This window comes from Aeromonas sp. 55A, assembly GCF_051919665.1.
Lineage (GTDB): Bacteria > Pseudomonadota > Gammaproteobacteria > Enterobacterales > Aeromonadaceae > Aeromonas > Aeromonas veronii.
Genome location: NZ_JBQBEH010000008.1, coordinates 339,032 through 365,452 on the forward strand (window position 1 = coordinate 339,032; position 26,421 = coordinate 365,452).

Annotated in this window: 26 protein-coding genes, 1 tRNA gene and 1 pseudogene; 12 read left to right on the top strand and 16 right to left on the bottom strand. The window is 59.8% G+C overall.

The window, feature by feature from the left end; genetic code table 11:
- Window positions 1–16 precede the first annotated feature (16 nt).
- The 3 genes from ACTG2G_RS05320 to ACTG2G_RS05330 form a co-directional block, all read right to left on the bottom strand.
- Entirely contained in the window at window positions 17–1,567 is a 1,551-nt protein-coding gene (locus tag ACTG2G_RS05320; protein WP_429204563.1) for an NAD-dependent malic enzyme, read from the bottom strand.
- 23 nt (window positions 1,568–1,590) lie between these two features.
- Window positions 1,591–2,907, bottom strand: coding sequence for a 2-hydroxycarboxylate transporter family protein (locus tag ACTG2G_RS05325; protein WP_421343311.1), 1,317 nt, complete (start codon window positions 2,905–2,907; stop codon window positions 1,591–1,593).
- A 517-nt stretch (window positions 2,908–3,424) separates the two neighbouring features.
- Window positions 3,425–3,595, bottom strand: a complete 171-nt coding sequence (locus tag ACTG2G_RS05330) for a hypothetical protein (protein ID WP_162838752.1) — start codon at window positions 3,593–3,595, stop codon at window positions 3,425–3,427.
- 298 nt (window positions 3,596–3,893) lie between these two features.
- On the opposite strand from ACTG2G_RS05330, the gene ACTG2G_RS05335 reads away from it, so the two are divergent.
- The 5 genes from ACTG2G_RS05335 to ACTG2G_RS05355 all read left to right on the top strand — a co-directional run bounded on the left by ACTG2G_RS05335 (window position 3,894) and on the right by ACTG2G_RS05355 (window position 7,988).
- A complete protein-coding gene (locus tag ACTG2G_RS05335) occupies window positions 3,894–4,406 on the top strand; it encodes a MarR family transcriptional regulator (protein WP_005349886.1) in 513 nt (170 codons plus the stop codon).
- Window position 4,407: 1 nt separating this feature from the next.
- The gene (locus ACTG2G_RS05340) at window positions 4,408–5,463 is read left to right on the top strand and encodes an HlyD family secretion protein (protein WP_429204560.1); all 1,056 of its coding nucleotides are present in this window, start codon (window positions 4,408–4,410) and stop codon (window positions 5,461–5,463) included.
- Entirely contained in the window at window positions 5,453–6,550 is a 1,098-nt protein-coding gene (locus ACTG2G_RS05345) for a DUF2955 domain-containing protein (protein ID WP_439985248.1), read from the top strand. The genes ACTG2G_RS05340 and ACTG2G_RS05345 overlap by 11 nt, the downstream gene beginning before the upstream one ends.
- A 174-nt stretch (window positions 6,551–6,724) precedes the next feature.
- Window positions 6,725–7,489, top strand: a complete 765-nt coding sequence (locus tag ACTG2G_RS05350) for a substrate-binding periplasmic protein (protein WP_416033847.1) — start codon at window positions 6,725–6,727, stop codon at window positions 7,487–7,489.
- Between the two features lie 142 nt (window positions 7,490–7,631).
- On the top strand, window positions 7,632–7,988 hold the full coding sequence (locus ACTG2G_RS05355) for an MliC family protein (protein ID WP_139464163.1): 357 nt from the start codon (window positions 7,632–7,634) through the stop codon (window positions 7,986–7,988).
- Window positions 7,989–8,044: 56 nt separating this feature from the next.
- Here ACTG2G_RS05355 and ACTG2G_RS05360 read toward each other — a convergent pair whose 3' ends face one another.
- The 4 genes from ACTG2G_RS05360 to nrdD all read right to left on the bottom strand — a co-directional run bounded on the left by ACTG2G_RS05360 (window position 8,045) and on the right by nrdD (window position 11,577).
- Window positions 8,045–8,437, bottom strand: a complete 393-nt coding sequence (locus tag ACTG2G_RS05360; protein WP_429204556.1) for a TonB family protein — start codon at window positions 8,435–8,437, stop codon at window positions 8,045–8,047.
- 177 nt (window positions 8,438–8,614) lie between these two features.
- Window positions 8,615–8,785, bottom strand: a complete 171-nt coding sequence (locus ACTG2G_RS05365; protein WP_005338440.1) for a YqaE/Pmp3 family membrane protein — start codon at window positions 8,783–8,785, stop codon at window positions 8,615–8,617.
- 64 nt (window positions 8,786–8,849) lie between these two features.
- Complete coding sequence (gene nrdG / locus ACTG2G_RS05370) at window positions 8,850–9,359, bottom strand: anaerobic ribonucleoside-triphosphate reductase-activating protein (RefSeq protein WP_421257963.1); 510 nt, start codon at window positions 9,357–9,359, stop codon at window positions 8,850–8,852.
- Window positions 9,360–9,459: 100 nt separating this feature from the next.
- Entirely contained in the window at window positions 9,460–11,577 is a 2,118-nt protein-coding gene (gene nrdD, locus ACTG2G_RS05375) for an anaerobic ribonucleoside-triphosphate reductase (protein ID WP_257687142.1), read from the bottom strand.
- A gap of 445 nt (window positions 11,578–12,022) precedes the next feature.
- Between nrdD and ACTG2G_RS05380 the strand changes: the two genes are divergently transcribed.
- Complete coding sequence (locus tag ACTG2G_RS05380; protein WP_421387456.1) at window positions 12,023–12,871, top strand: ABC transporter substrate-binding protein; 849 nt, start codon at window positions 12,023–12,025, stop codon at window positions 12,869–12,871.
- A gap of 73 nt (window positions 12,872–12,944) precedes the next feature.
- Here the strand turns inward: ACTG2G_RS05380 and ACTG2G_RS05385 are convergent, their stop codons facing one another.
- From ACTG2G_RS05385 to ACTG2G_RS05395, 3 genes are all read right to left on the bottom strand, one after another.
- Window positions 12,945–13,496: a hemerythrin domain-containing protein gene (locus tag ACTG2G_RS05385; protein WP_216951846.1), complete on the bottom strand. Its 552-nt coding sequence runs from the start codon at window positions 13,494–13,496 to the stop codon at window positions 12,945–12,947.
- Window positions 13,497–13,568: 72 nt separating this feature from the next.
- Window positions 13,569–14,246: a uracil-DNA glycosylase gene (ung, locus tag ACTG2G_RS05390; protein WP_429204552.1), complete on the bottom strand. Its 678-nt coding sequence runs from the start codon at window positions 14,244–14,246 to the stop codon at window positions 13,569–13,571.
- A 69-nt stretch (window positions 14,247–14,315) separates the two neighbouring features.
- A complete protein-coding gene (locus tag ACTG2G_RS05395) occupies window positions 14,316–15,056 on the bottom strand; it encodes a substrate-binding periplasmic protein (RefSeq protein ID WP_058055670.1) in 741 nt (246 codons plus the stop codon).
- Window positions 15,057–15,424: 368 nt separating this feature from the next.
- On the opposite strand from ACTG2G_RS05395, the gene grcA reads away from it, so the two are divergent.
- Complete coding sequence (grcA, locus tag ACTG2G_RS05400) at window positions 15,425–15,805, top strand: autonomous glycyl radical cofactor GrcA (RefSeq protein WP_033115325.1); 381 nt, start codon at window positions 15,425–15,427, stop codon at window positions 15,803–15,805.
- 144 nt (window positions 15,806–15,949) lie between these two features.
- On the opposite strand, the gene kdsA is transcribed toward grcA, so the two are convergent.
- From kdsA to hemA, 6 genes are all read right to left on the bottom strand, one after another.
- On the bottom strand, window positions 15,950–16,804 hold the full coding sequence (gene kdsA, locus ACTG2G_RS05405) for a 3-deoxy-8-phosphooctulonate synthase (protein ID WP_216951850.1): 855 nt from the start codon (window positions 16,802–16,804) through the stop codon (window positions 15,950–15,952).
- Window positions 16,805–16,901: 97 nt separating this feature from the next.
- On the bottom strand, window positions 16,902–17,702 hold the full coding sequence (locus ACTG2G_RS05410) for a SirB1 family protein (RefSeq protein ID WP_005334938.1): 801 nt from the start codon (window positions 17,700–17,702) through the stop codon (window positions 16,902–16,904).
- 12 nt (window positions 17,703–17,714) lie between these two features.
- Window positions 17,715–18,098, bottom strand: coding sequence for a SirB2 family protein (locus ACTG2G_RS05415; RefSeq protein ID WP_005334939.1), 384 nt, complete (start codon window positions 18,096–18,098; stop codon window positions 17,715–17,717).
- A 56-nt stretch (window positions 18,099–18,154) separates the two neighbouring features.
- Window positions 18,155–19,006: a peptide chain release factor N(5)-glutamine methyltransferase gene (gene prmC / locus ACTG2G_RS05420; RefSeq protein WP_429204549.1), complete on the bottom strand. Its 852-nt coding sequence runs from the start codon at window positions 19,004–19,006 to the stop codon at window positions 18,155–18,157.
- 61 nt (window positions 19,007–19,067) lie between these two features.
- Window positions 19,068–20,156, bottom strand: coding sequence for a peptide chain release factor 1 (gene prfA / locus ACTG2G_RS05425; protein ID WP_005353897.1), 1,089 nt, complete (start codon window positions 20,154–20,156; stop codon window positions 19,068–19,070).
- Between the two features lie 51 nt (window positions 20,157–20,207).
- Window positions 20,208–21,467, bottom strand: coding sequence for a glutamyl-tRNA reductase (gene hemA, locus ACTG2G_RS05430; protein WP_120415613.1), 1,260 nt, complete (start codon window positions 21,465–21,467; stop codon window positions 20,208–20,210).
- A 126-nt stretch (window positions 21,468–21,593) separates the two neighbouring features.
- On the opposite strand from hemA, the gene lolB reads away from it, so the two are divergent.
- The 5 genes and pseudogenes from lolB to ACTG2G_RS05455 all read left to right on the top strand — a co-directional run bounded on the left by lolB (window position 21,594) and on the right by ACTG2G_RS05455 (window position 26,344).
- On the top strand, window positions 21,594–22,172 hold the full coding sequence (lolB, locus tag ACTG2G_RS05435) for a lipoprotein insertase outer membrane protein LolB (protein WP_421332977.1): 579 nt from the start codon (window positions 21,594–21,596) through the stop codon (window positions 22,170–22,172).
- Window positions 22,172–23,042, top strand: a pseudogene (ispE, locus tag ACTG2G_RS05440) (4-(cytidine 5'-diphospho)-2-C-methyl-D-erythritol kinase). The gene lolB and the pseudogene ispE overlap by 1 nt, the downstream one beginning before the upstream one ends.
- A tRNA-Gln gene (locus ACTG2G_RS05445) sits at window positions 23,022–23,096 on the top strand. The pseudogene ispE and the gene ACTG2G_RS05445 overlap by 21 nt, the downstream one beginning before the upstream one ends.
- 195 nt (window positions 23,097–23,291) lie before the next feature.
- The gene (locus tag ACTG2G_RS05450) at window positions 23,292–24,239 is read left to right on the top strand and encodes a ribose-phosphate pyrophosphokinase (protein WP_005343846.1); all 948 of its coding nucleotides are present in this window, start codon (window positions 23,292–23,294) and stop codon (window positions 24,237–24,239) included.
- A gap of 116 nt (window positions 24,240–24,355) precedes the next feature.
- Window positions 24,356–26,344: a bifunctional metallophosphatase/5'-nucleotidase gene (locus tag ACTG2G_RS05455; RefSeq protein WP_429204546.1), complete on the top strand. Its 1,989-nt coding sequence runs from the start codon at window positions 24,356–24,358 to the stop codon at window positions 26,342–26,344.
- Window positions 26,345–26,421: the final 77 nt, after the last annotated feature.

A 26,421-nucleotide genomic window follows, 5' to 3' on the forward strand; every position in this document is an offset into this window, starting at 1 on the left:
CACATACCTTAAAACGTCAGGACGCAGCCCAATAGTGCGGATGCCACCAGGTCTGGTCAATCAAAGGTGCCGGATCGCCGACAAAATCGGCCAATCCTTCCTCGCGGGCACAGAGTGCCACCGCTCTGGCGACGGCGCGGGCCACCTCTCCCACCTGCTCGATGGGGGGCAACAGCCGACCCGCCACCAACGGATAGGCGCCGACCGCCCGCACCGCGGCCAGCAACATGCCATCGCTGATGCGGCGCGCCTTGACCGCGCAGGCCCCGAGACCAATCCCCGGGAAGACATAGACGTTGTTGCACTGGGAGACTACCCGCCGCTCCCCGGCCACCGTTACCGGCGCAAAGGGGCTGCCGGTGGCCAGCAGGGCGCGGCCATCTGTGGCGGCCCACACCTGCTCGGGCGTCGCCTCGGCGCTGCGGGTCGGGTTGGAGAGTGGCAGGATCACCGGCTGATCGCACACCGCCCCCATCGCCTGCAATACCTCGCGGGTAAAGAGGCCACCCTGACCACTCACGCCAATCAAGACCGCCGGTCGCACTTGGCGGATGGTCTCCAGCAGCGAGCAGTTACCCTCCTCCACGGCGCGGGCAAACGGCTGCTGGGCGCGGGTCAAGTTGGGACGATCGCAGCAGACCACCCCATCCTGATCAAACAGCCAGACACCGTCGTGACTCCCCGCCAGCTGGGCCAGCATGGCGGCAATGCCGCAACCGGCCGAGCCCGCCCCGACGATCAGCACCGGGGCATCGCACAGGGCCGTGCCCGCCTGTTGCAACCCGGCCAGCACGCAGGCGGAGGCCACAGCCGCCGTGCCCTGAATATCGTCGTTGAACATGCAGAGCTCGTCCCGATAGCGGGTTAGCAGGTTGGCGGCGTGCTTGCCGGCAAAGTCTTCAAACTGCAGCACCACCTGCGGCCAGCGCTTGCGAATGGCGGCCACCACCTTGTCCATGAAGTGGTAGTAGCTCTCGCCATCAATGCGCGGGGATTGCCAGCCGAGGTAGGAGTCATCCTCCAGCAGCTCGGGGTTGTTGGTTCCCACATCAACGCAGAGCGGCAGAGTACGGGCCGGGTTGATGCCGCCAGCGGCGGAGTAGAGCGCCAGCTTGCCGATACAGATCCCCATGCCGCCGATACCTAGATCGCCGAGCCCCAGCACCCGCTCGCCATCGGAGATGACGATCACATCCACCTCCTGCTCCACCGACTCGAGGATGTCGTCAAGATCATCCCGGTCGTGCCAGGAGAGGTAGAGGCCGTGACTGCGCAGATAGAGATCGCTGTGGCGCTGACACGCCTCCCCCACCACCGGGGTGTAGATGATCGGCAGCAGCTCCGGCAGGTGGTGGCGCACCAGATCGTAGAAGAGCACCGGGTTGTCCTCCTGCAACTGGCGTAGCAGCAGATGCTGGTCAAACGGGCTCTGCATCGCGCTGACCAACCGGTAGATCCGGCGCCGCTGTTGGGAGAGTGACTCCTCCTTGTGGGGCATGCGGCCTCGCACCCCCTGACGCTTGCGTTCTGCATAGGGCAGGCTGGTGCCCATCATGATGTCGTTCATCTTATGTGTTCCTCAATCCGGTATCAGGCAAGCAGGGAGATTAGGGCGGTGGCCAAGATCAGCATCACGGCGCCGCCGAGGCGAGAGGAGATCTGGGCAAAGGGCATCAGCTTCATCCGCTGGGCCGCCGAGAGCACGGCCACATCGCCGGTGCCGCCCATGTTGGCCATGCAGAGTCCGCCGGTGATGGCCGCCTCGATGGGATAGAAACCGATCATCCGGCCCACCAGCGCTGCGCCGAGGGCGCCACCGATCACGGTGACCATGACCAATACGAAGTAGCTGATGGAAAAAGCGCTGATGAGCTCCGGAATACTGGTATAGGCGACGCCGATCCCCACCAGCAGGGAGGGGGTCAGGTTGCTCACCACAAACTGATACCAGTCGGCCGCCGCCTGCTCATAACGGCGCGGCAGCAGGCCGCTCACCTTGATAAAGGCGACCGCCAAAATCATCAGGGCGAAGGGGTGCATGGGGATAAAGTTGCCAAGCAGGGAGCCCAGCACAAACATGCTGGAGCTGATAAAAAGCCCCATGCCCAGACTCTGCAGGGTCGGCGCCTCAGCCTGCTCCTCGGCGATACTCTGGCTACTCTCTTTAACCATCAGCTTGCCGTTACCAGTCAGGGAGGGGTAGCGGCGGCCGAGCCGCGCCAGCAGCGAGCCCACCAGAATGGCCAGGGTATTGGCGATCACCACCGCCGGTACCATGCGTGACAAGAGATCCGCACTGGACATCTGCATCGGGCCGGAGAGGATCTCCACCAGAGGCACCGCACCGGCGCCCATGCCACCGCCCATGATCGGCAGGCCGATCAGCAGCACCGCATTCTTGAAGCCATACCCCATCAGGGAGCCGACCAGCCCCACACTCAGCAGTGCCAGTGCGACGCCGCCAAGAATGACCGGCAGATAGCGCATGGCGGCATTTTTCAGCAAAGCGCCGCTCATGCCGAACACGGAGCCAGTCACTAAGCTGGCGATAAAGAAGTTGAGAAACCCTCCCTCCTTCATGAAGTTGGTGATGACCTGCCCCGCCTGCACCGGCAGCAGCTGGTATTCGAACAGGGCGGCGCCGCCAAAGATGGCGAGTATGGTGCCACCCCCCAGGTATTCACGGATCGGCATGATCCGCTCACCCAGCTCGGTCAGCAGGGTGCCCAGCACAAACATCAGTGCCAGTGCACCGACCATGCCGAGCGGCAACGAGCCATTCCAGCCGGAAAAGAGAACGCAGGTCGCCAGCCCCAGAAATATAAAGAGCGGCATACCGGCAATTTGTTGGCCGCCCATAAAGGCGGCCTTTTCTTGTGTGGTTTGTAGGGGGGAGAGGTTTTTCATTGTTATGTACTCTGCGTGTGATTGTGGCCGCTACTTTATTGATCCCCCTCTCCCCTGTCGGTTAGCCAGACTGCAAAGCCATATAAAAACATTAAAAACTTAAACATCATGGTGCCGCCAACGTGCGCTGCACAATAGAACACCAGACCATCGATGCCCTGCTCGACCAGGAAATAGGGCGATAAAACGAGCGAGCCCAATGGCGGATATTTCGGTGATCAGCAGTAATAACGATGCGATGATCTCCCCCCTTCGGGGAAATAACAGAGCCAGATGACAAGCTCTGCGACCATTTATCGCCACAGATCCTGTGAGTGATAATCAGCGGGCAATGTCATCGTCATAACGCGAGCGCCACGGCTTGCCACATCAGGGTTTAAGTCAGCGTGCAGGAAGCACGCACGATGAAAAAGGGTGAGGAGAAAGATGCAAAAAGGGGAGATTGAAATAGTGATGAGTCAAGCCAGCGAATACCAGAGCACTGGCTTGAACTCACAAGGATCACACACGGTCAGGTCTATTCTGCCAACAGCAATGGAATATTGGCGGGGTCAAAATCATGACTGATATCGGTACTTCTGATTGCGCCTTCCCGATTCACGCCATGGTGTGACTCTGCACCATATTCTCCATCACTCAACAGCGCTTCAATTGCCAGATACACACATCCACTGTCATATCCATCCACAACCCGTTTCTCCCTTGTTTTATAACCCCATCAATATTAGCGGATAAAAAAAGAGCTGCTCGCTGAAGCTGAAAATTTCATGAAAATAACCACCGGATATCCTCTATTCACGGCGCAATATCCGAATCGGCAAGAGAGTCTCGAGTGGATCAGCCCCGAGAATAATATCAGGGGCTCGAATGCTGCTCGCCCTCACCAGCGAAAGATCTGACCAGAAACATGATCAGCATCACACTATTTACTTAGCCTGCTAAACAAGTATGATAGTTAGCATGCTAAGTACATTGAGGATGAGAAGATGACGGATCTGGAAAGGTTGCGCGAGCTGTCGCTCGCCGAGCAGATAGCGCGGATGCACCGGCTATGGCGTACTGCCGCCGACCTGGAGCTGGCTCCCCTTGGCCTCACCCATCCCCGCTGGACCGCGCTGTGGAAACTCTCCCGCATGGGGAACCATGTCAGCCAGAAGACCCTGGCCGAAGCCCTCGAGATAGAGCTCCCCTCCCTGATGCGCACCCTGGGCCAGCTGGAAGAGCAGGGACTGATTGAGCGCCACTGCTGCAGTCAGGACAAGCGGGCCCGCATCGTCTGTGTGACCCCGGCCGGCCAGACCCTGCTCGATCAGATCGCCGACCGCATCATGAATATCCGCCGGGAGCTGCTGGGGGGCATCGACGAGCAGACCCTGCAACTGTTTGAAGCCACGGTGCAGCGGATCTCGGCCAACGCCCTCAGCAAAATTGAACAACACCACGACCGACAAGCCGGAGGCGATACAAGCCCTCCCGAGACCGACACAGAGAGAGAATAAGATGACCCCGGATCAACAATTTACCCGCTGGATCAAATGGTCCATGGCTGGCTTTGCCACCTTGTTTGCCTATTTTCTGATAGCCGACCTGCTGATGCCCCTCACCCCTCAGGCGATGGCGACCCGGGTGGTCACCAAGCTGGCCCCCCAGGTGAGCGGCAAGGTGATCGAGGTTGCCGTTCACAACAACCAGCAGGTCAAGAAGGGGGATCTGCTGTTCAGGCTGGATCCGGCCCCTTTTGAACTGGCGGTGGAGCAGGCCCGCCTTGCGCTGGCGCAGGCAGAGCAGCAGAACAGTGAACTGGATGCCGCCCTGACCGCTGCCGTTGCCGAGATCAACGCCAAGGAGACCCTGGCCAGCCAGAAGTGGCGCGAGGCTGAGCGGATCGATGCGCTCTACCAACGTCATATGGTTTCGCTGCAACAAAAAGATGAAGCTGACAGCGCCCTGCGCAGCGCCCAGGCCAACCTGCGCGCCAGTCAGGCCAAACTGGCCCAGATCAAAGCCAGTCGTGGCGTAACCGGTGAGGATAATCTGTTGCTGCGCCAGGCCCGCAACAAGCTGGCGCAAGCGCAACTGGCCCTCTCTTACAGCCGGGTCCACGCGGATCAGGATGGCACCATCACCAACCTGCAGCTCAAGCCGGGCAGTATCGCCAGCGCGGGCAGCCCGCTGCTGGCGCTGGTGTCGGAACAGGTGGACGTCATTGCCGATTTTCGGGAGAAAAGCCTGCGCCATGTCGGCGCGCAAACCCGCGCACTGGTCGCCTTCGATGGCGAGCCGGGTCAGCTCTATCCTGCTCGGGTAAGCAGTCTGGATGCCGGGGTGAGTGCCGGTCAGTTTGATGCCAATGGTCGACTGGCCGCACCGGTGGAGTCGGATCGCTGGGTACGGGATGCCCAGCGGATGCGGCTGCACCTCGAGCTGGAGCAGCTCCCCGACCATCTGCCAGCCGGGGCGCGGGCCACGGTGCAACTGCTGCCGGACAATGCCCTGACTGCCATGCTGGCACGGGGCCAGATCCACCTGCTCAGCCTGCTCCATTATGTCTACTAACCACGCCACTCACCCGTCGGCCGATACCGCCCCAGCCCACCCCGCCGGTGGGGCTGCCGCTCACCTCTGGTATCGGCCCCTCACCGGCAACGAGCTGCGCCAGTGCCTGCGCATCGCCTTTGGCTGCACCACGGGCTTTCTGCTCTGCAAGCTGTTTGGCTGGAATTACGGAGTCTTCTATACGGTCACGCCTGTGCTGCTGCTGGGGATGGTGCCGGTGATGAATCGCCATGCCGCGCGCCAGCTGATCGCGGCGGCGGTGGTCTGTGGGGTGGAGGTCGGGCTGCTGGGGGGACTGTTTGGCAGCCATCCGGCGCTGATGACCCCTATCGCCTTCATGCTGTTTCTCTACCGCTTCGCCGCCATGTCGCGGGGCAGCCTGTTTCTGTTCGGGGCCAACGGGGTGCTGAGCCTCAGCATCATGCTGCACTTTGCCAGCTATCCGCAGACCGACCTCAACGACCTGCTCCTCAACAATATCTGGGCGAGCCTGCTGTCGGTGCTGATCGCCTACCTGATGACCATGCTGATCCCGGATGTGGAAGCCAGACCCAAGCCAGCCTCGGCCCCCAAGGCGCCGCACCGGATGCGCCATGAAGCTCTGCTGGGGGCCACTGTGGCCACCCTGTCGTTTCTGGTATTTCAGGTGTTTGACCTGCGTGACTCCATGTCTGCCCAGGCCACAACCCTGCTGGTGCTGTTCCCCATGCATTGGAACGGTGCGCTGAGTTATGCCCGCAAACGGGCGATGGGCACCTTGCTGGGTGTCACCTTCGGCTTGCTCGGCCAGCTGGTGCTCTATGACTGGTCAGGGCAACTGCTGCTGGTCGCTCCACTGCTGTGGCTCGGCGCCATGCTGTTCAGCCATGCCCACGTCAAGGAGGCTGGCGGCTCCGGAGTCGGCTTTGGCGCCCTCACTACCCTCGGCATCCTGTTTGGCCAGTACCTCACCCCGGGCAACGATCTGGTGTTCAGCGCCCTCTACCGGGTGAGCAGCATCCTGTTTGCCATCGTGGTCACCCTGCTGGCCTGCTACCTCGTCCATCGGCTGCTCAACCGCTTCGAGGCAACCCGCTTCGGTTATTGATTTCCTGTTGTAAGCACTGTTGTCAGCCCATGGATGAGCTCTCTTTCGCCCCGTCGCCTGCCGGGGCTTTTTTTCTCGCCCTCGCTTACCTCCCTCACCAATACTCCTGCCACTACAAGTCAGCGCAGAAGTGTGGCTATGCTTGTAAGGCTGCTGTCGATGAGGTGCACACTTATGGTTCCGTTGTTAAAAAAATGGCTGGTTTGTCTGATGCTGTTGGCTACCAGCCCGCTCGGGGCCACCTCGCTTGTCATTGGTGCCGAAGATGACTGGGCCCCCTACTGCGAGCGCGACAAGGACAATGAGGATGACCAGCCCCACGGATTGGCGCCTGAGCTGGTCAAGGCGGTGTTCGCCGCCGAAGGGATCGAGATTGTCTTTCGCACCCTCCCCTTCGCCCGCTGCATGCACGATGCGAAAAGCGGCAAACTTGCGGGGTGCTTCAACGCCACCATCACCGAAGAGAACCGCTACCAGTACCATTGGCACGATACCCCCATGTTCGAAGAGGATCTTGCCATCTTCGCCCTTGCCAGCGACCCGCAACGGGATCTCAAACTCACCTCGCTGGAGGGCAAGCGGGTGGGCATCACCCTCGGCTACACCTACCCCACCGATTTTATGGAGAACCCCAGGATCACCCGCTTTCAGGCCAAATCCGATGCCCAGATCCTCGAGATGCTGGTACGTGGCCGGGTCGACTACATCCTGATGAACGGCATGCCGGGCTACCTCAAGATCCAGCAGAAGCAGCTGACCGGCAAGGTGGTCAAGGTTGGCAAGCTCTCCACTGATGGCTTCTGGCTCGCCTTCTCCCGCCACCACCCGCAAGGGGAAGCGCTGGCCAAGCAGTTCGAGCAGGGGCTGCAGAAGATCAAAAACAACGGCATCTATGAGACGCTGATCCGCCAGTTTGAAACCAGACTTGGCCTCTACTGATTGACGATGCCTTCCTGATAGCACCCTCTCATACTCGCGCGGTATGCCGGACAGCCAGCGACGCACCGAATGGCCCCGCGGATTGCACAATAACGGCAACCTGTTAGGCTCACGCCCGTATGACACCAATGGAGCTGTAATCATGAATAAGGTACATATGATGGCCGCTGGTGCGCTGGCCCTCGGCCTGCTCGCTGGCTGCAATCAGGGCAATACCCTCTCCGTCACTGGTGGCGAACCGGTCAGTTACCAGTGCGAGCAAGGCAAGAAGGTGCAGGTGCGCTACTTCTCCCTCTCCGACGAGAGCCTCAGCTTTATCAAGCTGTCGCTGCCGGATGGCAAGGATTACACCCTGCCCCAGGCCGTCTCGGCCTCCGGCGCCCGCTATACAGACGAACATGAGGCCGTCTGGTGGAACAAGGGGGATGAGGGCTTTGTCGAGCTTCGGGATCAGGATGGCGAGTGGCAGACCGCCTACAACGACTGCAAACAGCAATAAACGTGACCCCGGCCTGGCCGGGGTCTCTCTTTCTCTGGCATCAGAGTGGTGGGGAATCAGTTGATCTCGATCTTGAAGCGGTTGGTCACCTCGACCGGAATGGCATCCGGGTTGCCCTCTGCCGGGCTGTAGCGGATCCGCGAGAGAGTCGCCAGCGCGCTCTGTTCCAGCTCGCCGGGGGGCTCGGCCGCCACCACTTCCGGCTTGACCGGCGTGCCGCTGGCGTCGATTTGATAGCGAACTTCCACATACCCCTTGACCGGTTTGGCCGGCTGGGCGGGCTCGTCATTGCCAAGCCATGACCACTGCTTCTCCTGAACCCAGTAGCTGGACAACTGCTCGAGAGAGATAGCGATCGGAGCGCGCTCGTGCGCTACCTCCTGACGGGATGAGCACCCCAGCAACAGTGTCACTGCCAGACCTGACCATACTGCGACTTTCCACTTCATGTAACGCTCCTTGTTCTCTGCCGGTACTTATTGCCGGACTGCAGGCCGCTCAACACGCGCCCTTTTGGTCAGTCACCCATCCTAACGAAAAAGTATTCGTATGAACATGAACAAAAGGGCCAACCCCGAGAGGTTGGCCCTTTTATCGTCAATAAGCTCACTAACCATCCGCTGGCATCAGCCGCGCTTGTCGCTCACCACCAGCCAGAGCGCATGGACCATGCCCGGCAGACCGCCCATCAGGGTCAGCACGATGTTGATTAAAAAGTGCAGGCTAAAGCCCACTTGGATAAACGCGCACACCGGGGGCAGGAAAATGGCCAGCAGGATCTTGAGCAGATTGTTCATCTCGGCTCTCCTCTTCATGAATGTCGTCAGGATTGGAATGGGCTAACCATAAACATCCCGGGCTTCAACTGCAAACCAGACAGGGAATTAGCTCACCCGCATCACGCCAGGCGTTGAGGTCGTGGATCTGCTGATTGCTGCTGCCACGCCAGAGCAGGCCGGGGTCTGCCAACTCCTTTTCATACTTGCCATCCACCAGCACATCCAGCAAGGCCACCAGCTCGCGCTGGGCCTCTGACAGTTCGCCGAGCAGATAACCGGTCCAGCACCAGATATCCTTGCCCGGACACTCGGCGCGTACCCGTTTCACCAGTGCCAGCACGTGGGGCACGTTGGCCGGGTGGAGCGGATCGCCGCCGGAGAGCGACAGGCCTCGCCGTTTGATCCGGCTGTCGTTGAGGTCGCTAATGACGCGATCGCTCATCGCCTCATCGAACGGCTTGCCGCCATCGAGCCGCCAGGTGCTCTGGTTGTAGCAACCCGGGCACTGGTGCTCGCAGCCCGAGACAAACAGGGTGGCACGGGTGCCGGGGCCGTTGATCACATCGACCGGGTAGTATTGGTGGTAGTGCATCGCTTGTTTCCTGCCTCGTTCACGGGACAGCGGCATAACTGCCGCCCTCCAATGAAAATGGCCCCTTGAGTCAGGGGCCAGCTCTTCATCGCCTGTGCGCTTACATATGTTTGACGCGGCGCTTCACCTCTTCCTGCTTGCCCGCATTGAAGGGGCGCGCATCCGGGCTGCCGAGGTAGCCGCAGACACGGCGGGTCACCGACACCTTGGCCGGGTCGTGGTTACCGCAGCGCGGGCAGGTAAAGCCCTTGGAGGTGCACTCGAACTCGCCGGTGAAGCCGCAGTCGTAGCACTCGTCGATGGGGGTGTTGGTACCGTAGTAGGGCACCTTGTCATAGCTGTAATCCCAGACGTTTTCGAGCGCTTCCAGATTGTGCTGGATATTGGGGTACTCGCCATAGCAGATGAAGCCGCCGCTGGCGATGGGCGGATAGGGCGCCTCGAAGTCCAGCTTGTCGTACGGGTTGACCTGCTTTTCCACATCGAGGTGGAAGCTGTTGGTGTAGTAACCCTTGTCGGTCACGCCGGATACCACGCCAAACTCCTTGGCATCGATGCGGCAGAAGCGGGTGCAGAGGTTCTCGCTCGGGGTGGAGTAGAGGCTGAAGCCGTAGCCAGTCTCCTCTTTCCACTCATCGATGGCCGCCCTGAGACGGGCGATGATGGCGATGGCCTTCTGTTGCAGCTCGGCGCTGTCAAACAGGTGCACCTTGTCACCAAACAGGGCGTTGATGGTCTCGTGAACCCCGATATAACCGAGGGAAATGGAGGCACGACCGTTCTTGAAGATCTCGCTGACGTTGTCGTCCGCCTTCAGCCGCACGCCGCAAGCCCCTTCCATATAGAGGATCGGAGCAACCCGTGCTTTCACCCCGTCCAGACGGGTGATGCGGTACATCAGCGCCTTCTTGGCGACCCGCAGGGAGGCATCCAGACGATCCCAGAAGTCCGCTTCGTCACGGGATTTCAGGGCAATGCGCGGCAGGTTGAGGCTCACCACACCCAGGTTGTTGCGACCTTCGTGGATCAGCTCGCCATTCTCCTCGTAGGCACCGAGGAAGGAGCGGCAACCCATGGGGGTCTTGAAGGAGCCGGTCACTTTCACGACCTGGTCGTAGTTGAGGATGTCCGGATACATCCGCTTGGAGGCACACTCCAGCGCCAGCTGCTTGATGTCGTAGTTGGGATCGCCCTGCTTGTGGTTGAGGCCATCCTTGATGGCAAACACCAGTTTCGGGAACACGGCGGTCTTCTTGTTCTTGCCAAGACCAGCGATACGGTTGCTGAGGATGGCACGCTGGATCATCCGCGACTCCCAGCTGTCCCCCAAGCCAAAGCCGAAGGTGACGAAGGGCGTCTGACCGTTGGCGGTGTGCAGGGTGTTGACCTCGTACTCCAGCGACTGGAAGGCGTCGTAGCACTCTTTCTCGGTGCGGGCCATGGCATAGGCTTCCACATCGGCAATGCCCCACTCTTCGGCCACTTCACGGTGCTTCTGCCAGCTGATGGTCACATAGGGGGCCAGCACTTCATCGATGCGGTTGATGGTGGTGCCACCATAGATGTGGCTCGCCACCTGGGCGATGATCTGGGCGGTCACGGCCGTGGCGGTGCTGATGGATTTCGGGGTATCGATCTCCGCATTGCCCATCTTGAAGCCGTGGGTCAGCATCCCTTTCAGATCGATCAACATGCAGTTGAACATCGGGAAGAAAGGTGAGTAATCGAGATCGTGGAAGTGCAGATCACCGCTCTCGTGGGCCTGAACCACATCACGGGGCAGCATGTGGCTGGTGGCATAGTGCTTGGCGACAATACCGGCCAGCAGGTCGCGCTGGGTCGGGATCACCTTGGAGTCTTTGTTGGCGTTTTCGTTGAGCAGGGCGGCGTTGGTCTGCTCGACCAGACCACGGATCTCCTGCGCCAGACGGCCGCGCGCCTCGCGAGCCTGATCCCTGTCGTGGCGATATTCGATATAGGCACGGGCGATGGCCTTGTCGTCGGAAGCCATCAGGTGGTTTTCGACCCGGTTCTGGATCTCGTGGATATCAACTTCACCACGCCCTTCCAGCTCCTGACTCACGGCATTGGCAATGCGGGAGGCGAGTGCCGGATTGGCCTGATTGACCGCTTCCGCCGCTCGGCTGACCGCATCGCGAATCAGCTGGGCATTGAATGGTGCGCGACATCCGTCACGTTTGATCACAACCGGTTTCATGGATTTTCCCCGTTAAAAGGCCAGGCATTTGCCTCTGGCTCACCCTTGTTGGGCCCCCCTCCCGGCATCTCGTCCTGGACGCAAATAAATTCAGCCGAGGCTTGACAAGCCTGGGCTGAAGATAGGAGGGGAACAGCTTATACACAGCTTAATAACACAACATATAGGGATTAAAAACGAATGCGTCCCTATATGTGGTGTCTATTAGGCACCAAAGCGCAGCCTCATTTCTTGATCCAGAACAGGTTTTTCAGCGAGCGGGACAGTTCACGACCAACCAAAAAAAGACTCAATAAAACCCGACCCCAAGCAGAGTGCGGGCTGGCGTCCGATCCGCTCAACCGAAAAAAAATCGCGCCCTGCCATACCGGTTTCGAGATGACAGTAACGGCAAACACTGCCCATACTGAGCATGCATACACTATCACTCGACAGGGGCCTTCCCATGCGCACCTCCCTGCTGTTACTACTGCTCTCCACCCTCTCCCTGCCGCTCTGGGCCGCCAACATTCTGGTGATCAGCAGCTACCATCCCGAATACCTTTGGGACCAGAGCTACAACGAAGGTTTGCGCAAAGGGTTGCAGGGGGAGCACAAGATCTCTCACTTCTATATGGATACCAAACGCCATCCACGGGAGGCGTTCGACGACATCGCTCAACGGGCTATCGCTTTTTATCTCAAGAGCAAACCGGATCTGGTGGTGCTGGGGGATGACAATGCCATCAACTATCTGGCCAACGAGATCGCCTCGCTGGGTACTCCCGTTGTTTTTCTCGGCATGAACGAAAACCCCCGCCTCAAGGGCTTTGTCGGCCACCCCAAGATCACCGGGGTGCTGGAACGCCCCCTGCTCAAGCGCAACATCAGCGAAATAAGCCAGATGATGGGGGATTACAGCCTCTGGCAGGAGGCGGTGCTCAACGCCAAGAAGAATGGCTATCAGGCAATCTTCCTCGGCCTCTACCACACGCTGGTCGACGATAATGGCAAGCATGTGAGCGAACAGACGGTGCTGGAGTGGACCAGCGCCAACACACCGGTTCCTCTCTTCTGTTTCTGGGAGTTTGCCGTCGGCAAGGGGATGGCCATCGGCGGGCTGGAACTGGACGGCCACGATCAGGGGTTGCAGGCAGCGTCCCTTATCAACACCATACTGGCGGGCACCCTGCCCCGTACTATCTCCCCGCGAGCGGCCCTGCGCGGCGAATATGTCTTCAGCAAGAGCGAGCTGGCCCGCTGGCAGCTCACTGTGCCCGACAAATGGCACAACAAAATCATGTGGCGTGAGTAACAATAAGTAACCCGGCACATTGGCCGGGTAACACCTGCACAGTCAGATGACTGATGACCGAAAGCCGCGTGCGTCAGCTGGCAGCAAAAGGCAGGGAGAGGCGCTTGGCAAGCGCCTGGAAGTGCTGGCTGATCTCGGCACCAAACAGAGGATCACCGATAGCTCGGTTCTGCCAGTTTTGCTCCAGATGACGCCAGTCATCCTCGGTCAGGGAGTCACGCAGATGGGGGAAGATCACCCCTTCTTCGTAGTTCATGTGTGCCTCTTGCAGCTCCACGAAGCGCTCCAGCTTGGCGGTGAACTGATCGAGCGGGATCACCGCATCCATCAGGATCATCTCCACCATCTCCTTGAGCTCGGTCCCCGCCTCCAGCAACTTGAGATGCTCCTCATGCAAGCGGTTCGCGACATCCCCCTCCACCACCCGGTATTTCAGGTAGTAGTCATAGACAAGATCTTCCTTGGGGTGGTGATACTTGTCAGAAACCTCCCGCAGATAATCGATGACATCGCGCACCAGAAAATAGCTGATAGGTTGCTCGGCACGAATGGCGGCCAGCTTCTGCTTCAGCAGATCCAGCAGTCGGGCGATATTGAGGTGATCCTTGTGCAGACTCGATAACATGGGCACTCCTTGGCGCTGAAATAAAATGTTACTTTCCTGAGTATACGGTCATTTGTCGCCCGAACTTTGCACTCAATCAAGTGGTTGGCAGACAGATTGCCATTCGATCGGGCTTTTACCCTGCAATTCCAGCAGGCGGTTGGTCTCGGAAAAGTGGCCGCAGCCGATAAAACCACGGTGGGCAGAAAGGGGGCTGGGATGGGGTGCCGTCAACACGTGGTGGCGCTGCCGGTCGATAAAACGCCCTTTCTTCTGGGCATGGGAGCCCCACAACAGAAATACCACCCCGTTACAACTGGCATTGATCTGCTCGATGACCCGATCGGTGAAGGTTTCCCACCCCAGATGGGCATGAGAGTGTGCCTGACCGGCCTGCACTGTCAGCACTGTGTTGAGCAGCAGAACCCCCTGTCTGGCCCAGGACTCCAGAAAACCGTGATTGGGTGTGACGAAACCAGGCAGATCCCGCTGCATCTCCTTATAGATGTTGACCAGTGAGGGGGGAGTACGCACCCCGGGCAGGACGGAGAAGCAGAGACCATGTGCCTGATTCGGGCCATGGTAGGGATCCTGCCCCAGGATCACCACCTTGACCTGATCCAGCTCGGTCAGCTTGAAGGCATTGAACACATCGGTGGCTGGCGGATAGATCACCTTGCCCGCTTCCCGCTCGGCTCTGACAGTTGCCAGCGTACTCTTGAAATAGTCCTGCTCTTTCTCAGAGCCAATCACATCACTCCAGGTCAGCACCCCGGCCTCCTCACTTGATACGGCGAAGGGCTCAGGATAGGGGGCCAGCCCGCAAGACGCAACCGTGGCTCACGCTTTCCAGAGCCTGGCGAGGCGTCCCGAGCGCTCCAGCTTGCGCAGGCCGGTATTGAACAGCAGCATCAGACGGCGTGCCTCGGGATCAGCCTTGCGCATCAGCAGGTATCCCGGTTGCGACCAGATGGGGTCGGCGGCACCGGTCAGTGACAGCGATTGGGGATGACGAACGAGCGCCTGCTGGAACAGAGTCTGTGCCACCTGCTCATCCATCACCAGATAGTGGATCCGCCCGTCAAGCAGCTTGCCCATGCTCTGCTCATCGGAATCTGACCACTCGAGAGTGAGCCCGGCTTGGCGAGCGGCAAAACCATCGCCATAGAAGTAGCCACGGGTCACCCCGACCGGCTCGTGTTTCAGCTCACCCAGATTGACCGCGGGCGTACCGGTCAGCGTCATCAGGCGAGTGGTGAAATGGCCGAGCGAGGCGGAGAGATAGAAAAGCTGCTCCCGCTCGCGGGAGCGAAACCAGGGCATGGTGACCACATAGCGCCCTTCCAGAGTCAGTCGGTAAGCCTCGGCCCAGGAATAGAAGTGAAAGCTGACATCGAGCCCCTCTTCGGCAAAGGCCTGGCGCACCACCTCACAGAGAAAGCCCTGATTGGGCAACGCCTCACTGATATAGGGCGGCCACTCGCCCACAGCAATACGCACCGTCTCGGCCCGTACCGCAACACTGCTTGCCCAGCAACAGAACAGGGCCAGCCATGCCCACTTTCGCCACCCATTATTCACCCGGCACTCTCCTCGCTTTTTTTGCTGAGTGTAGCCAACCCCTCAATTAACCCCAGAAAAAGCCGAAAAGATGTGGTTAAATTACTAGATTAACGAGATAAAAGATGCATAATTTGGATATCTTAAAAAATCAGAAAAATGACCTATTTTTGATTCAACTCAAGAATTTAATCCCATTGAAATGGCGATTTGTCGGATTTTCTTGATCCAGATCAACTTTGGTAATATTACCACCGTGGTATATATGACCCCATCAAAGAAAAGGTGTAAGGCAAGGGCCCTTTAAGTCATCGCTATCGACGGTAGCTTAAATACATCAGGGTAATTTCCTTACAGTTGGATTCGCGTTCCCATTGAGGAGTCATACCATGATCAAAGGCATTCAAATCACCCAGGCCGCCAACACCGCTCTGCTGAACTCTTTCTGGCTGCTGGACGAAGAGAAGCAACAAGCTCGCTGCATCTGCGTCAAAGGCGATGCTTTCGCTGCCGATCAAGAAGTACAACTGGCTGACCTGGGTCAGTTCGAATACCGCGAACTGCCGGTTCAGGCTGAACCTGCTGTTGAAGGTGGCCAGCACCTGAACGTCAACGTGCTGCGTCGCGAAACTCTGGAAGATGCAATCGCCAACCCGGAGAAGTACCCGCAGCTGACCATCCGTGTATCTGGCTACGCAGTGCGTTTCAACGCCCTGACCCCGGAACAGCAGCGTGACGTGGTTACCCGTACTTTCACCCAGAGCCTGTAATCAGCGTCCTGCAGTGAACCGCTGATACTTGCTGTATCAGCACAAAAAACGGCCTGTCGGCCGTTTTTTTATACGTGCTTTCACTGGGCAAGCGCAAAAAACAAGGCCTCGCATTGCGAGGCCTTGTGATAAGTGCTTGTCCCATCAAGCAGAGGTATCCAGGGGCTCAAAACCCTTGATCAGGTCATCGATGGCCTTCATCTGTTTGAGGAAGCCTTCCAGCTTGTCGAGCGGCAGGGCGCTCGGGCCATCACAGCGGGCAATTTTCGGATCCGGGTGTGATTCGATAAAGAGACCGGCCAGACCGACCGCCATGCCGGCGCGCGCCAGCTCGGTCACTTGCTCGCGACGGCCACCGGAGGCGGCACCCAGCGGATCACGGCACTGCAGGGAGTGGGTCACGTCGAAGATCACCGGATAGCCACCGGTGCTCTTCTTCATCACGCCCAGACCCAGCATGTCCACCACCAGGTTGTCGTAGCCGAAGTTGGCACCGCGCTCGCACAGGATCAGCTGATCGTTGCCGCACTCCTCAAACTTGTCGGTGATGTTCTTCATCTGGCTTGGGCTGAGGAACTGCGGCTTCTTGATGTTGATGACGTTGCCGGTGCGGGCCATGGCTTCCACCAGATCAGTCTGGCGCGCCAGGAAGGCGGGCAGCTGGATAACGTCCACCACCTCGGCGACCGGCTTGGCCTGATGGGGTTCGTGCAGATCGGAGATGACCGGCATGCCGAAGGTCGCTTTCAGCTCCTGGAAAATCTTCATACCCTCTTCCAGACCCGGACCGCGGTAGGAGTGGATGGAGGAGCGGTTGGCCTTGTCCCAGCTCGCCTTGAAGACAAACGGGATGCCCAGCTTGCTTGTCACTTCCACGTACTTCTCGCACACCGCCATCGCCATGTCGCGGGATTCCAACACGTTCATGCCACCAAACAGCACGAACGGTTTGTCGTTGGCAACGTCGATCTGGTTGATCTTGATATTCTTCTGTTCCATCTAAGACATCCTTAATAAAAGGGCTTGAAGCCTAGTTACTCCGTTGCGACCGGACGCAGCGGCCTTGATATTCTTCTGTTTCAGTTTCAAGCCGCCCTTAATGGAGGGGCTTGGGGCTCAGATCCAGCGCGGCCAGCTGTACTTTCAGCACATCGGCGACCGGATCGTCCGGGCATTGTTCAATAAAATATTCAAAATCGTCGGCGGCCTGGCGCGGGCAATCGAGCTGCTCGTAGATAAAGCCGCGATCCCGCGTCTCCAGCGGATCGCCGGGCTTCATCCGCAGCAACAGCTCGCTGCAACGCAGCGCCTCGGGCATGCGATCTTCCCGCAGCAGGGCCCCCTTGCTGACGTTGAGCAGCCGTTCGATGATCTCCCACTGGCCGGAGGGCTGCAGGTAGTCGGGAGTGAGGGTCGCCAAGTCCCCCAACGCACCGCGCAGCAGCAGCTCGATGCGGGCCAGACTCAGCTCGTCGCCGGTAAAGGGGTCGACATAGACCTCCCCCTCGCCACCGGCAAAGCTCACCAGGAAGTGGCCGGGGAAGCAGATCCCCTCCACATCGAGCCCGAGCTTGCGCCCCAGCTGGATAATGAGAATGCCGAGGCTGACCGGGATCCCCTTGCGCTGAACCAGCACCTGATTGAGATCGCAGTTGTTGGCAGAGAAATAATCCTGCCAGTCGCCATGAAAACCGAGGCTGTGGTAGAAGCCCTGCAGCAACTGCTGGCGCACCTCGTCGCAGGTGCCCTCTTCGATCTGCTCGTCCAGCCATTCGTCCAGCAGGTTCAACTCGCGCATCCCCTCCTCGACCGAGCCATAAATTTCGTCACTGACTGACAACGCCAGCTCGGTGATGTCGTGGGCTTCGAAATCGGTCCATTCGTCTATGTGTAACATTCTCTTCATGCCTTAGCCGAACACACTCGTCTGTTTGAGCACTGCCAACTTGGCAATAAAGTAGATCCAGCCGAGCGCCCCCAGAAAGGAGCACCAGCGCACCAGATTGCTTTTGGCCAGCCGCAGCGCCATCGCCGCCAGAAATACCAGCACCAGAATGGCCATCAGCTTCTCGCTGAGCCAGGGCGTTCCGTTATTGAGCGGGTTGAGATCCAGCACCATGCAAAGCAATACGCCGGAGAGCACCACCAGCCCGTTGAGCCAGCCGCTGACCTTCATCACCGGCGCGCTATAGGCACGGCCAGTAGCGGTCTGTACCCAGTAGAAGCGGAGCATAAACATCAGCACGGCCCCGGCAATCAGGGTGAGGTGCAGGTGTTTGAGCACAAAAACCATATTCAATCCTTGCATGGGGGCGCACAGGCAACCCGCCGTGTAACAGTGAGGAACCGTCAGCGCAGCGGGCAGAGGCCCAGCGTCACCCTGTCGTTATCCCCGTAATCGCGCACCGTGGCTACCTCACGGTAGCCGCCATCACGCAGCAACTGACGCACCGCCTCCCCCTGATCCCAGCCATGCTCCAGCAGCAACCAGCCATCGGTCAGCAGATAAGCGGGGGCGTGGGCCACGATGTGGCGGATATCGGCCAGCCCGGCGTCATCGGCAACCAGCGCCGAGCGGGGTTCAAAGCGCACGTCACCCTGCTCGAGATGGGGATCGGCGCCATCAATATAGGGGGGATTGGAGACAATCACCGCAAAACGTGGCGCTTCGTCGCGATCCGGCTCGCCAAGGGGCTCGAACCAGCTGCCGTCGCGCACCTCGATGGGTAGCCCCAGCGCGGCGCTGTTCTCGCGGGCCAGCGCCGCGGCATCCGCCATCCGATCCACCGCCCACACATCGACCTCGGGCCGCTCGGACTTGAGCGCCAGCGCGATGGCGCCGGTGCCGGTGCCGAGATCCAGCACGGCGCACGGCCCTTGCGGGATTCTGGTCAGTGCCTGCTCGACCAGCACCTCGGTATCGGGGCGCGGGATCAGGGTCGCCGGGCTCACTTTCAGCGGCAGCGACCAGAACTCCCGCTCGCCAACGAGATGGGCGATAGGTTCGCCGTTGAGACGACGAGCCAGCCACGTCTGCAGGGTGGCCTGCTGGGCGGCATCCAGCTCACGCTCGGGCCAGGTCATCAGATAGCTGCGACGGCAATCGAGCAGATGACAGAGCAGTACATCGGCGTCGGCGCGGGGGGATTCTCCCCCAGCCAGCATGGTCATGATATGGGCGCGGGCCTGCTGGATCTGCATCAGTGCCACTCCACCTTATGGGCACGACACTTAATGCGAGCTTGCCGAATCACCATTTGCATCAGTTGTTCTCGGCCAGCGAGGCGAGCTGATCGGCCTGATACTCCTGCACCAGCGGGGTGATGACGCAGTCCAGATCCCCTTCCAAAATTTCGGAGAGGCGATAGAGGGTCAGGTTGATGCGATGCTCGGAGAGGCGGCCCTGCGGGTAGTTGTAGGTACGAATGCGCTCGGAGCGATCACCGGAGCCCACCAGATTGCGGCGGGTGCTCTGCTCGGCGGCGCGGTGGCGCTCATCCTCGGCCGCTTGCAGGCGGGCGGAGAGCACCGACATCGCCTTGGCGCGGTTCTTGTGCTGGGAGCGCTCGTCCTGACACTCCACCACCAGACCGGTCGGCAGGTGGGTGATGCGGATGGCCGAGTCGGTCTTGTTGACGTGCTGACCACCGGCACCGGAGGCACGGAAGGTATCGATCTTCAAGTCGGAAGGGTTGATCTCGATCTGCTCGGCTTCCGGCACTTCCGGCAGCACGGCGACGGTACAGGCGGAGGTGTGCACCCGGCCCTGGGATTCGGTCTCCGGCACCCGCTGCACCCGGTGACCACCGGATTCAAACTTGAGGCGGCCATAGACGCGCTCGCCGTCGATCTTGGCGATCACCTCCTTGTAGCCACCGTATTCACCGTCATTGCAGCTGACGATGGAGACGCGCCAGCCCTGACGCTCGGCAAACCGTGAATACATACGGAACAGGTCACCGGCAAAGATGGCCGCTTCGTCGCCACCGGCACCGGCGCGGATCTCCAGATAGCAGTTGTTGTCATCCTTGGGATCCTTGGGCAGCAACATCAGTTGCAGCTCCTGCTCCAGCGCCTCCAGATTGGCCTTGGCCAGCGGCAGCTCCTCCTGCGCCATCTCGCGCAGGTCGGCATCATCCTCCTCCAGCATCATCTGGGTGGTCTCAAGATCATCCTGCGCCTGACGGTAACGCTGGAAGGCGTGAACGATATCTTCCAGCTGGGCATATTCGCGGGTCAGGGCGCGGTAGCGATCCTGATCCGAGACCACATCCGGCTCGCCGAGCATGGCCTGTACTTCTTCGTGGCGCTCGATGAGGCCTTCCAGCTTTCTGATCAGTGACGGATTCATAACTCTTGCATTCTCAATGGAGGACGGGACAACCGGCAGGTTGCCCGAAAATTATGGCTCTTGTGACAACCCCAGCGCCTGCCGCAAGCGGGAGAGCTCGCTCTGATCCCCCTGGGAGGCAGCCTGGCGCAACGCCTGGGTCGGCGCGTGGATCAATTTGTTGGTGAGGCGATGGGCCATCGCCTTGAGCGCCTGTTCGGCACTCTCGCCCTGCGCCAATGCCAGCAGGGCCCGTTGCAACTCTTCATCAGCCACTTGCTGGGACTGATGGCGGTAATCGCGAATGAGGTCGACCGAGCTCTGGCCACGATACCAGCCCATAAACTCGTCGCGCTCTTCCTGCACGATCACTTCCGCCTGGGCGGCAGCCCGTTTACGGGTTTCGAGGTTCTGCTCAATGATCCCCTGCAAATCATCCACCGTGTAGAGATAGGCATCGGAGAGCTCATCGACTTCGGCTTCGATGTCGCGCGGCACGGCAATATCCACCAGAAACATGGGTTTGAAGCGGCGGGCCTTCAGCGCGCGCTCCACCATCCCCTTGCCGATGATGGGCAGTGGGCTGGCGGTCGAGCTGATGACAATATCCGCCTCGTGCAGATAGTCGGGGATCTCTTCGAGCGTCATCACCTGGGCACCGAATTCGGCTGCCAGGGTCTGGGCGCGCTGCAAGGTGCGGTTGGCCACCATCATCTTGGTGACGCTCTGCTCGCGCAGGTGACGGGCCACCAGTTCGATGGTCTCCCCCGCCCCGACCAGCAATACCTTGGTCTGGGAGAGATCGGAGAAGATCCGCCGACCCAGACTGACGGCGGCAAAGGCCACCGACACGGCACTGGCGCCAATCTCGGTATCGGTACGCACTCTTTTCGCCACCGAGAAGGATTTCTGGAACAGCCGCTCCAGCGCCCCCTTCACCGACTCCGCCTGCTGGGCGTGAGCGTAGGATTGCTTGATCTGCCCCAGGATCTGCGGCTCCCCCAACACCAGCGAGTCGAGCCCGCACGCCACCCGCATCAGGTGGCGCACCGCCTCTTCATCGTGATGCTGATAGATGGCAGTGACCAGTTCGGCCGCGTCCAGCCCGTGGAACTGTTGCAGCCAGCGCAGCACTTGCTCCTGCCGCTCCTCCTCCAGATTGCAATAGAGTTCGGTCCGGTTGCAGGTGGAGACGATCACCGCCTCGCTGACACCGGGTTGGCTCACCAGCTCACGCAAGGCGCGATCGATGCAGTCCGGGCCAAAGGCGACCCGTTCCCGCAAGGCGACACTGGCGGTGTTGTGGTTGATTCCGAGGGCAAGCAAACTCATGAGTGGGCGACGATCATTTCATACGCTGGGTGCAAAGGCTGCCAATTGTACGAGAAAGGGTAAGTCTTTAAAAGCAATACGGCCGCCCCGTATACTGTGGCAAATTCCTCTCTCTGGAGCCGTCCCTTGCTGCTACGTATTTTTACCCTCACCAGCCTGCTGTTGCTGGCCGGTTGTGCCACCACCCAGCCCCAGCGTGACCAGGTGAACTGGAACCAGGAGCGGGCCCGTCTCGAGCAGCTGACCCACTGGCAGCTATCCGGCAAGATGGCCATCATCACCCCCCAGCAAAAGGGCAGCGCCCGTCTCAACTGGCAGCAGGATGGGGAGGATTATCGTCTCAACCTCACCAGCCTGATTGGCACCAACATTCTGGAGCTCTCCCGCAGCAAGGGGGAGATCACCCTGCTCGACAGCGACGGCAATCGCCACCAGAGCCAAGACGCCGAAGCGCTCATCTATCAACTGACCGGCTGGCATATTCCGGTCGCCGGATTGCCAGAGTGGATCAAGGGGCTGCCGGGTCAGGCGGAATTTGCGCTCAACCCCGACAGCAGTCTGGCCAGCGTGCGCGACGGCCAGTGGCAGATCGTCTATGGCGATTATCGGGATCAGGATGGCTACCGCCTGCCGCACCAGCTGACCATGACTGGCCAGAACAGCCGCCTCAAGCTTCAGATCAACCAATGGACTCTTGCACGTTAATGGCTTCCACACGCTGGCCGGCACCGGCCAAACTCAACCTGTTTTTACACGTCAATGGCCGTCGTCCCGATGGCTATCACGAGCTGCAGACCCTGTTTATCTTCCTCAACCACAGCGACTGGCTCGAGTTCGAGGTGATACCGAATAGCGACACACTCACCCTGAAACCGGCCATTCCCGGGGTACCGGATGAGCAGAATCTGATTATCCGGGCGGCGCGGCTGCTGCAGGCAACCCTGCCGAGCCCGCAAGGTGCCCATATCCGGCTGGAGAAGGTGCTGCCCATGGGCGGCGGCATTGGCGGCGGTTCGTCCGATGCAGCGACCACGCTGGTAGCGCTTAACCACCTCTGGCAAGCGGGTTTGAGTGAAGATGAACTGGCTGCGCTCGGCGTCCAGTTGGGGGCTGATGTACCGGTGTTTGTTCGTGGCAAGGCGGCCTTTGCCGAAGGGGTGGGCGAGCGACTGCAACCGGTCGAACTGCCCGATGCCTGGTATCTGGTACTCAAACCCGATTGCCATGTAGCTACTGCGGCCGTATTCCAGGATCCGGACCTGCCCAGAGCCACGCCGAAAATGGCGCTGGACAACCTGCTGGAAGGCGAGTGGAAAAACGATTGCGAATCACTGGTGAAAAAGCGCCACCCCGAGGTTGCCAATGCGCTCGGCTGGTTGCTAGAATACGCGCCGTCAAGAATGACGGGCACAGGAGCCTGCGTCTTTGCTCAATTTGAAGACGAAGTGACTGCTCGGGAAGTGTTGGCCTGCGTGCCGAAGGGACTTGATGGGTTTGTCGCCAAGGGCGAGAACATATCACCTCTCTTCTCCACATTGCAACAGTTCAAATGATTGGGGTATCGCCAAGCGGTAAGGCAGCGGGTTTTGATCTCGCCATTCCTAGGTTCGAATCCTAGTACCCCAGCCAATTTTACCGAACGGTATTGATGATGATTAACGTGGCCGGTTTTGCACTCGGCCACGGATTCGGGTTACCGGTATCATCACATTCATTGGGCAGCAGACACCTTGTACGTTATCTTGATAAATCGTTTGCCCCAAAACGATAGGGTCTGATTTCAGACTCCCCCACATACTGGATGCAACCCCGAGGTTTCAAACCGTGCCTGACATGAAGCTGTTTGCTGGTAACGCAACGCCGGAACTAGCCCAGAAGATCGCAGATCGCCTGTTTATCAAACTCGGCAATGCTGCCGTAGGTCGCTTTAGCGACGGCGAGATCAGCGTACAGATCAATGAGAATGTACGTGGTGGCGATATCTTCATCATTCAATCCACCTGTGCCCCGACCAACGACAATTTGATGGAATTGATCGTCATGGTGGATGCTCTGCGTCGTGCTTCAGCTGGCCGTATCACTGCCGTTATCCCCTACTTTGGTTATGCCCGTCAGGACCGCCGCGTCCGCTCCGCCCGTGTACCCATCACCGCCAAGGTTGTCGCTGACTTCCTCTCCAGCGTCGGTGTGGATCGCGTGCTGACCGTTGACCTGCATGCCGAGCAAATTCAAGGTTTCTTCGACGTTCCGGTAGACAACGTGTTCGGTAGCCCGGTGCTGCTGGAAGACATGAAGTCCAAGAACCTCGAGTCTCCTGTCGTCGTCTCTCCGGACATCGGTGGCGTCGTGCGTGCCCGCGCCATCGCCAAGCTGCTGGATGACACCGACATCGCCATCATCGACAAGCGCCGTCCCCGCCCGAACGTCTCCCAGGTCATGCACCTGATCGGTGACGTTGCCGGCCGCGACTGCATCATCGTTGATGACATGATCGACACCGGCGGCACCCTGTGCAAAGCCGCAGAGGCCCTGAAAGAGCGCGGTGCCAAGCGCGTATTCGCTTACGCCACTCACCCGGTCTTCTCCGGCTCTGCCGTCGAGAACATCAAGAACTCCGTGATCGATGAACTGATCATCACCGACTCCATCCCGCTCACTGCGGAGATGAAAGCGGTCGGCAAGGTCAAGCAGCTGACGCTGTCAACTGTACTGGCCGAAGCCATTCGTCGCATCAGCAACGAAGAGTCCATCTCTGCCATGTTTGAGCATTGATAGATTCAGCAATAACGAAAACCGCCATCAGGCGGTTTTCGTCTTTCTGGACCTTCTCTTTCCAACTTTCTGCTATCTGGTACGACCCTGCCCCCGGCAGGCTTAAGGATTTACCCATGAATTGCTTGCGTCCCCTCCTGCTCGCGACCCTCACCTCCGCCCTGTTCGCCTGTCAGCCCGTCAAAGAGAACCCGCCCTTTGTGCTGACCCTGGCTCACATGAACGACACCCACTCCCAGTTTGATCCGGTCAATGCCGAGATCAAAGGGCAGATCTTTGCCCAGCAGGGGGAGACGGACACCCTCTATACCCGCTTCGGCGGTTATCCACGCCTGCTGACCATGGCGAAAGCCTATCAGGCCGATGCGCTGGCCAAGAACCAGCCCTTGCTGCTGCTGCACGGCGGCGATGCCTGGCAGGGCAGTGGCTACTTCAAGCTCAACGAGGGGATGGCCAACGCCGAGTTGCTGAGCCAGTTCGGCCTCGATGCCATGGCGCTGGGCAACCACGAGTTCGATCTGGATAACCAGAAGCTGGCCCGCTTCATCGAGGGGGTCAACTTCCCGGTGCTGGCCGCCAACCTCGACACCAAGGCCGATCCGGCCCTCAGCAAGGCTGACAACCTCAAGCCCTTCGTGGTCTACGCCTTTGACGGCAACCAGAAGAGCCCGGTCACCGATCTCGACAACCTGCCGCAAGGCAAACAGCTGGTCGCCGTCATCGGTCTGGTGCTGGAAGACATGGGCAATATCGCCCCCAACGTCGGCAAGCTGCGCTTTGGCAAGGAGGTCGCCTCGGCTCAGGCCACGGTCGACATGCTGCAAGCCAAGGGGATCCACCAGATCGTGGCGCTGACCCACATCGGCAACGAGCGGGATCTGGCGCTGGCGGCCAAGGTAAACGGCCTCGATGCCATCGTCGGCGGCCACTCCCACAGCCTGCTCGGCGATTTTCGCAATATCGGCTGGGGCAAGACCGGCGATTACGCCAAGCTGGTGACCAATCCGGATGGCATCGGCAAAACCTGCGTGGTGCAGGCGGGCTCCTACGCCCAGGCCATCGGTCTGGCACAGATAACCTTTGACAGCCAGGGTCAGGTGACCGACTGCCAGGGCCACAATAGCCTGCTGGCCAGCCGCGACTTCTTCGCCGATGCGGCGCGCAAGCAAGCGCTCGACGATGCCCGCAGCAAAGAGGCAAGCCAGTTTGTCGACAACCAGCCCAATCTGGTGACCGTGGATGAAGATCCGCGCCTGCGCGGCATCATCGACAGCCACTACAAACCGGCGCTGGAGAAAGCCTACGGCCCGGTGATCGGCACCATCCCCGAGCAGCTGCAAAATGCCCGTCGCCCCGGTGACAACGGCAGCGACAGCCACGGCTCAGATGTCGCGCCGCTGGTTGCCGAAGGGGAGTTCTACTGGGCCAATACCCCAGCAGTGCAAACCCTGACCGGCGGCCCGGTCGATTTTTCTCTGGTGGCGGTGGGTGGCGTGCGCGCCGACCTGCCTGCTGGCGAATGGCGCGAGGGGGATAGCGCCCTCACCCTGCTGCCGTTCAAGAACCAGCTCTCGGTGCTGACCCTGACCGGCGCCGAGGTACGCGCCCTCCTGACCGAAACCATCACCGCCACCCTGCCCGCCAGCGCCCATGCCGGCAAGTTCCCCTATGGCGGCCACCTGCGTTACACCTTCCAGGAGACCGACGCAGGCAAAGCGGGCACCCTGACCCAATTGCAGCGCAAGACCGCAAGCGGCGAGTGGCAGGATCTGGTGGATAGCCAGCACTATCGGGTGGTGATGAACGCCTACAGCGCCAACGGCAACGATGGCTGGCAAGCACTGGCCAATGCCCAGCGTCAGAAGAGCGAGCGGGTCGATATCGCCAGCATCAACGGCAAGCTGACCGCCTTCCCGGTGCTGAAGGTGGCACAAAACGGCGAACTGCTGAGCGCCGTCTATGCCCCAGGCCAGCCCCTCGATTGCAAAGCCAGCGGCGTGGATTGCGGCACCGATGCAGCCTCTTTCGTGGAGTATGTGCGCGATGCCCGTCCCACCCTGACCGCACTGGATGAAGAGACCGTCACCCTGCTGCGTGCCAAATAACGACGGTAGTCAACCGGGCACAACCCATCGGCAAGCTGAAACGGGCCTCATGCAAGAGGCCCGTTTGCCCACCGTTA

Coding starts and splice junctions, on each gene's coding strand:
- ACTG2G_RS05320 (WP_429204563.1), bottom strand. CDS start 1,567: ATGAACGACATCATGATGGGCACCAGCCTGCCCTATGCAGAACGCAAG.
- ACTG2G_RS05325 (WP_421343311.1), bottom strand. CDS start 2,907: ATGAAAAACCTCTCCCCCCTACAAACCACACAAGAAAAGGCCGCCTTT.
- ACTG2G_RS05335 (WP_005349886.1), top strand. CDS start 3,894: ATGACGGATCTGGAAAGGTTGCGCGAGCTGTCGCTCGCCGAGCAGATA.
- ACTG2G_RS05340 (WP_429204560.1), top strand. CDS start 4,408: ATGACCCCGGATCAACAATTTACCCGCTGGATCAAATGGTCCATGGCT.
- ACTG2G_RS05345 (WP_439985248.1), top strand. CDS start 5,453: ATGTCTACTAACCACGCCACTCACCCGTCGGCCGATACCGCCCCAGCC.
- ACTG2G_RS05350 (WP_416033847.1), top strand. CDS start 6,725: ATGGTTCCGTTGTTAAAAAAATGGCTGGTTTGTCTGATGCTGTTGGCT.
- ACTG2G_RS05355 (WP_139464163.1), top strand. CDS start 7,632: ATGAATAAGGTACATATGATGGCCGCTGGTGCGCTGGCCCTCGGCCTG.
- ACTG2G_RS05360 (WP_429204556.1), bottom strand. CDS start 8,437: ATGAAGTGGAAAGTCGCAGTATGGTCAGGTCTGGCAGTGACACTGTTG.
- ACTG2G_RS05365 (WP_005338440.1), bottom strand. CDS start 8,785: ATGAACAATCTGCTCAAGATCCTGCTGGCCATTTTCCTGCCCCCGGTG.
- nrdG (WP_421257963.1), bottom strand. CDS start 9,359: ATGCACTACCACCAATACTACCCGGTCGATGTGATCAACGGCCCCGGC.
- nrdD (WP_257687142.1), bottom strand. CDS start 11,577: ATGAAACCGGTTGTGATCAAACGTGACGGATGTCGCGCACCATTCAAT.
- ACTG2G_RS05380 (WP_421387456.1), top strand. CDS start 12,023: ATGCGCACCTCCCTGCTGTTACTACTGCTCTCCACCCTCTCCCTGCCG.
- ACTG2G_RS05385 (WP_216951846.1), bottom strand. CDS start 13,496: ATGTTATCGAGTCTGCACAAGGATCACCTCAATATCGCCCGACTGCTG.
- grcA (WP_033115325.1), top strand. CDS start 15,425: ATGATCAAAGGCATTCAAATCACCCAGGCCGCCAACACCGCTCTGCTG.
- kdsA (WP_216951850.1), bottom strand. CDS start 16,804: ATGGAACAGAAGAATATCAAGATCAACCAGATCGACGTTGCCAACGAC.
- ACTG2G_RS05410 (WP_005334938.1), bottom strand. CDS start 17,702: ATGTTACACATAGACGAATGGACCGATTTCGAAGCCCACGACATCACC.
- ACTG2G_RS05415 (WP_005334939.1), bottom strand. CDS start 18,098: ATGGTTTTTGTGCTCAAACACCTGCACCTCACCCTGATTGCCGGGGCC.
- prmC (WP_429204549.1), bottom strand. CDS start 19,006: ATGCAGATCCAGCAGGCCCGCGCCCATATCATGACCATGCTGGCTGGG.
- prfA (WP_005353897.1), bottom strand. CDS start 20,156: ATGAATCCGTCACTGATCAGAAAGCTGGAAGGCCTCATCGAGCGCCAC.
- hemA (WP_120415613.1), bottom strand. CDS start 21,467: ATGAGTTTGCTTGCCCTCGGAATCAACCACAACACCGCCAGTGTCGCC.
- ACTG2G_RS05455 (WP_429204546.1), top strand. CDS start 24,356: ATGAATTGCTTGCGTCCCCTCCTGCTCGCGACCCTCACCTCCGCCCTG.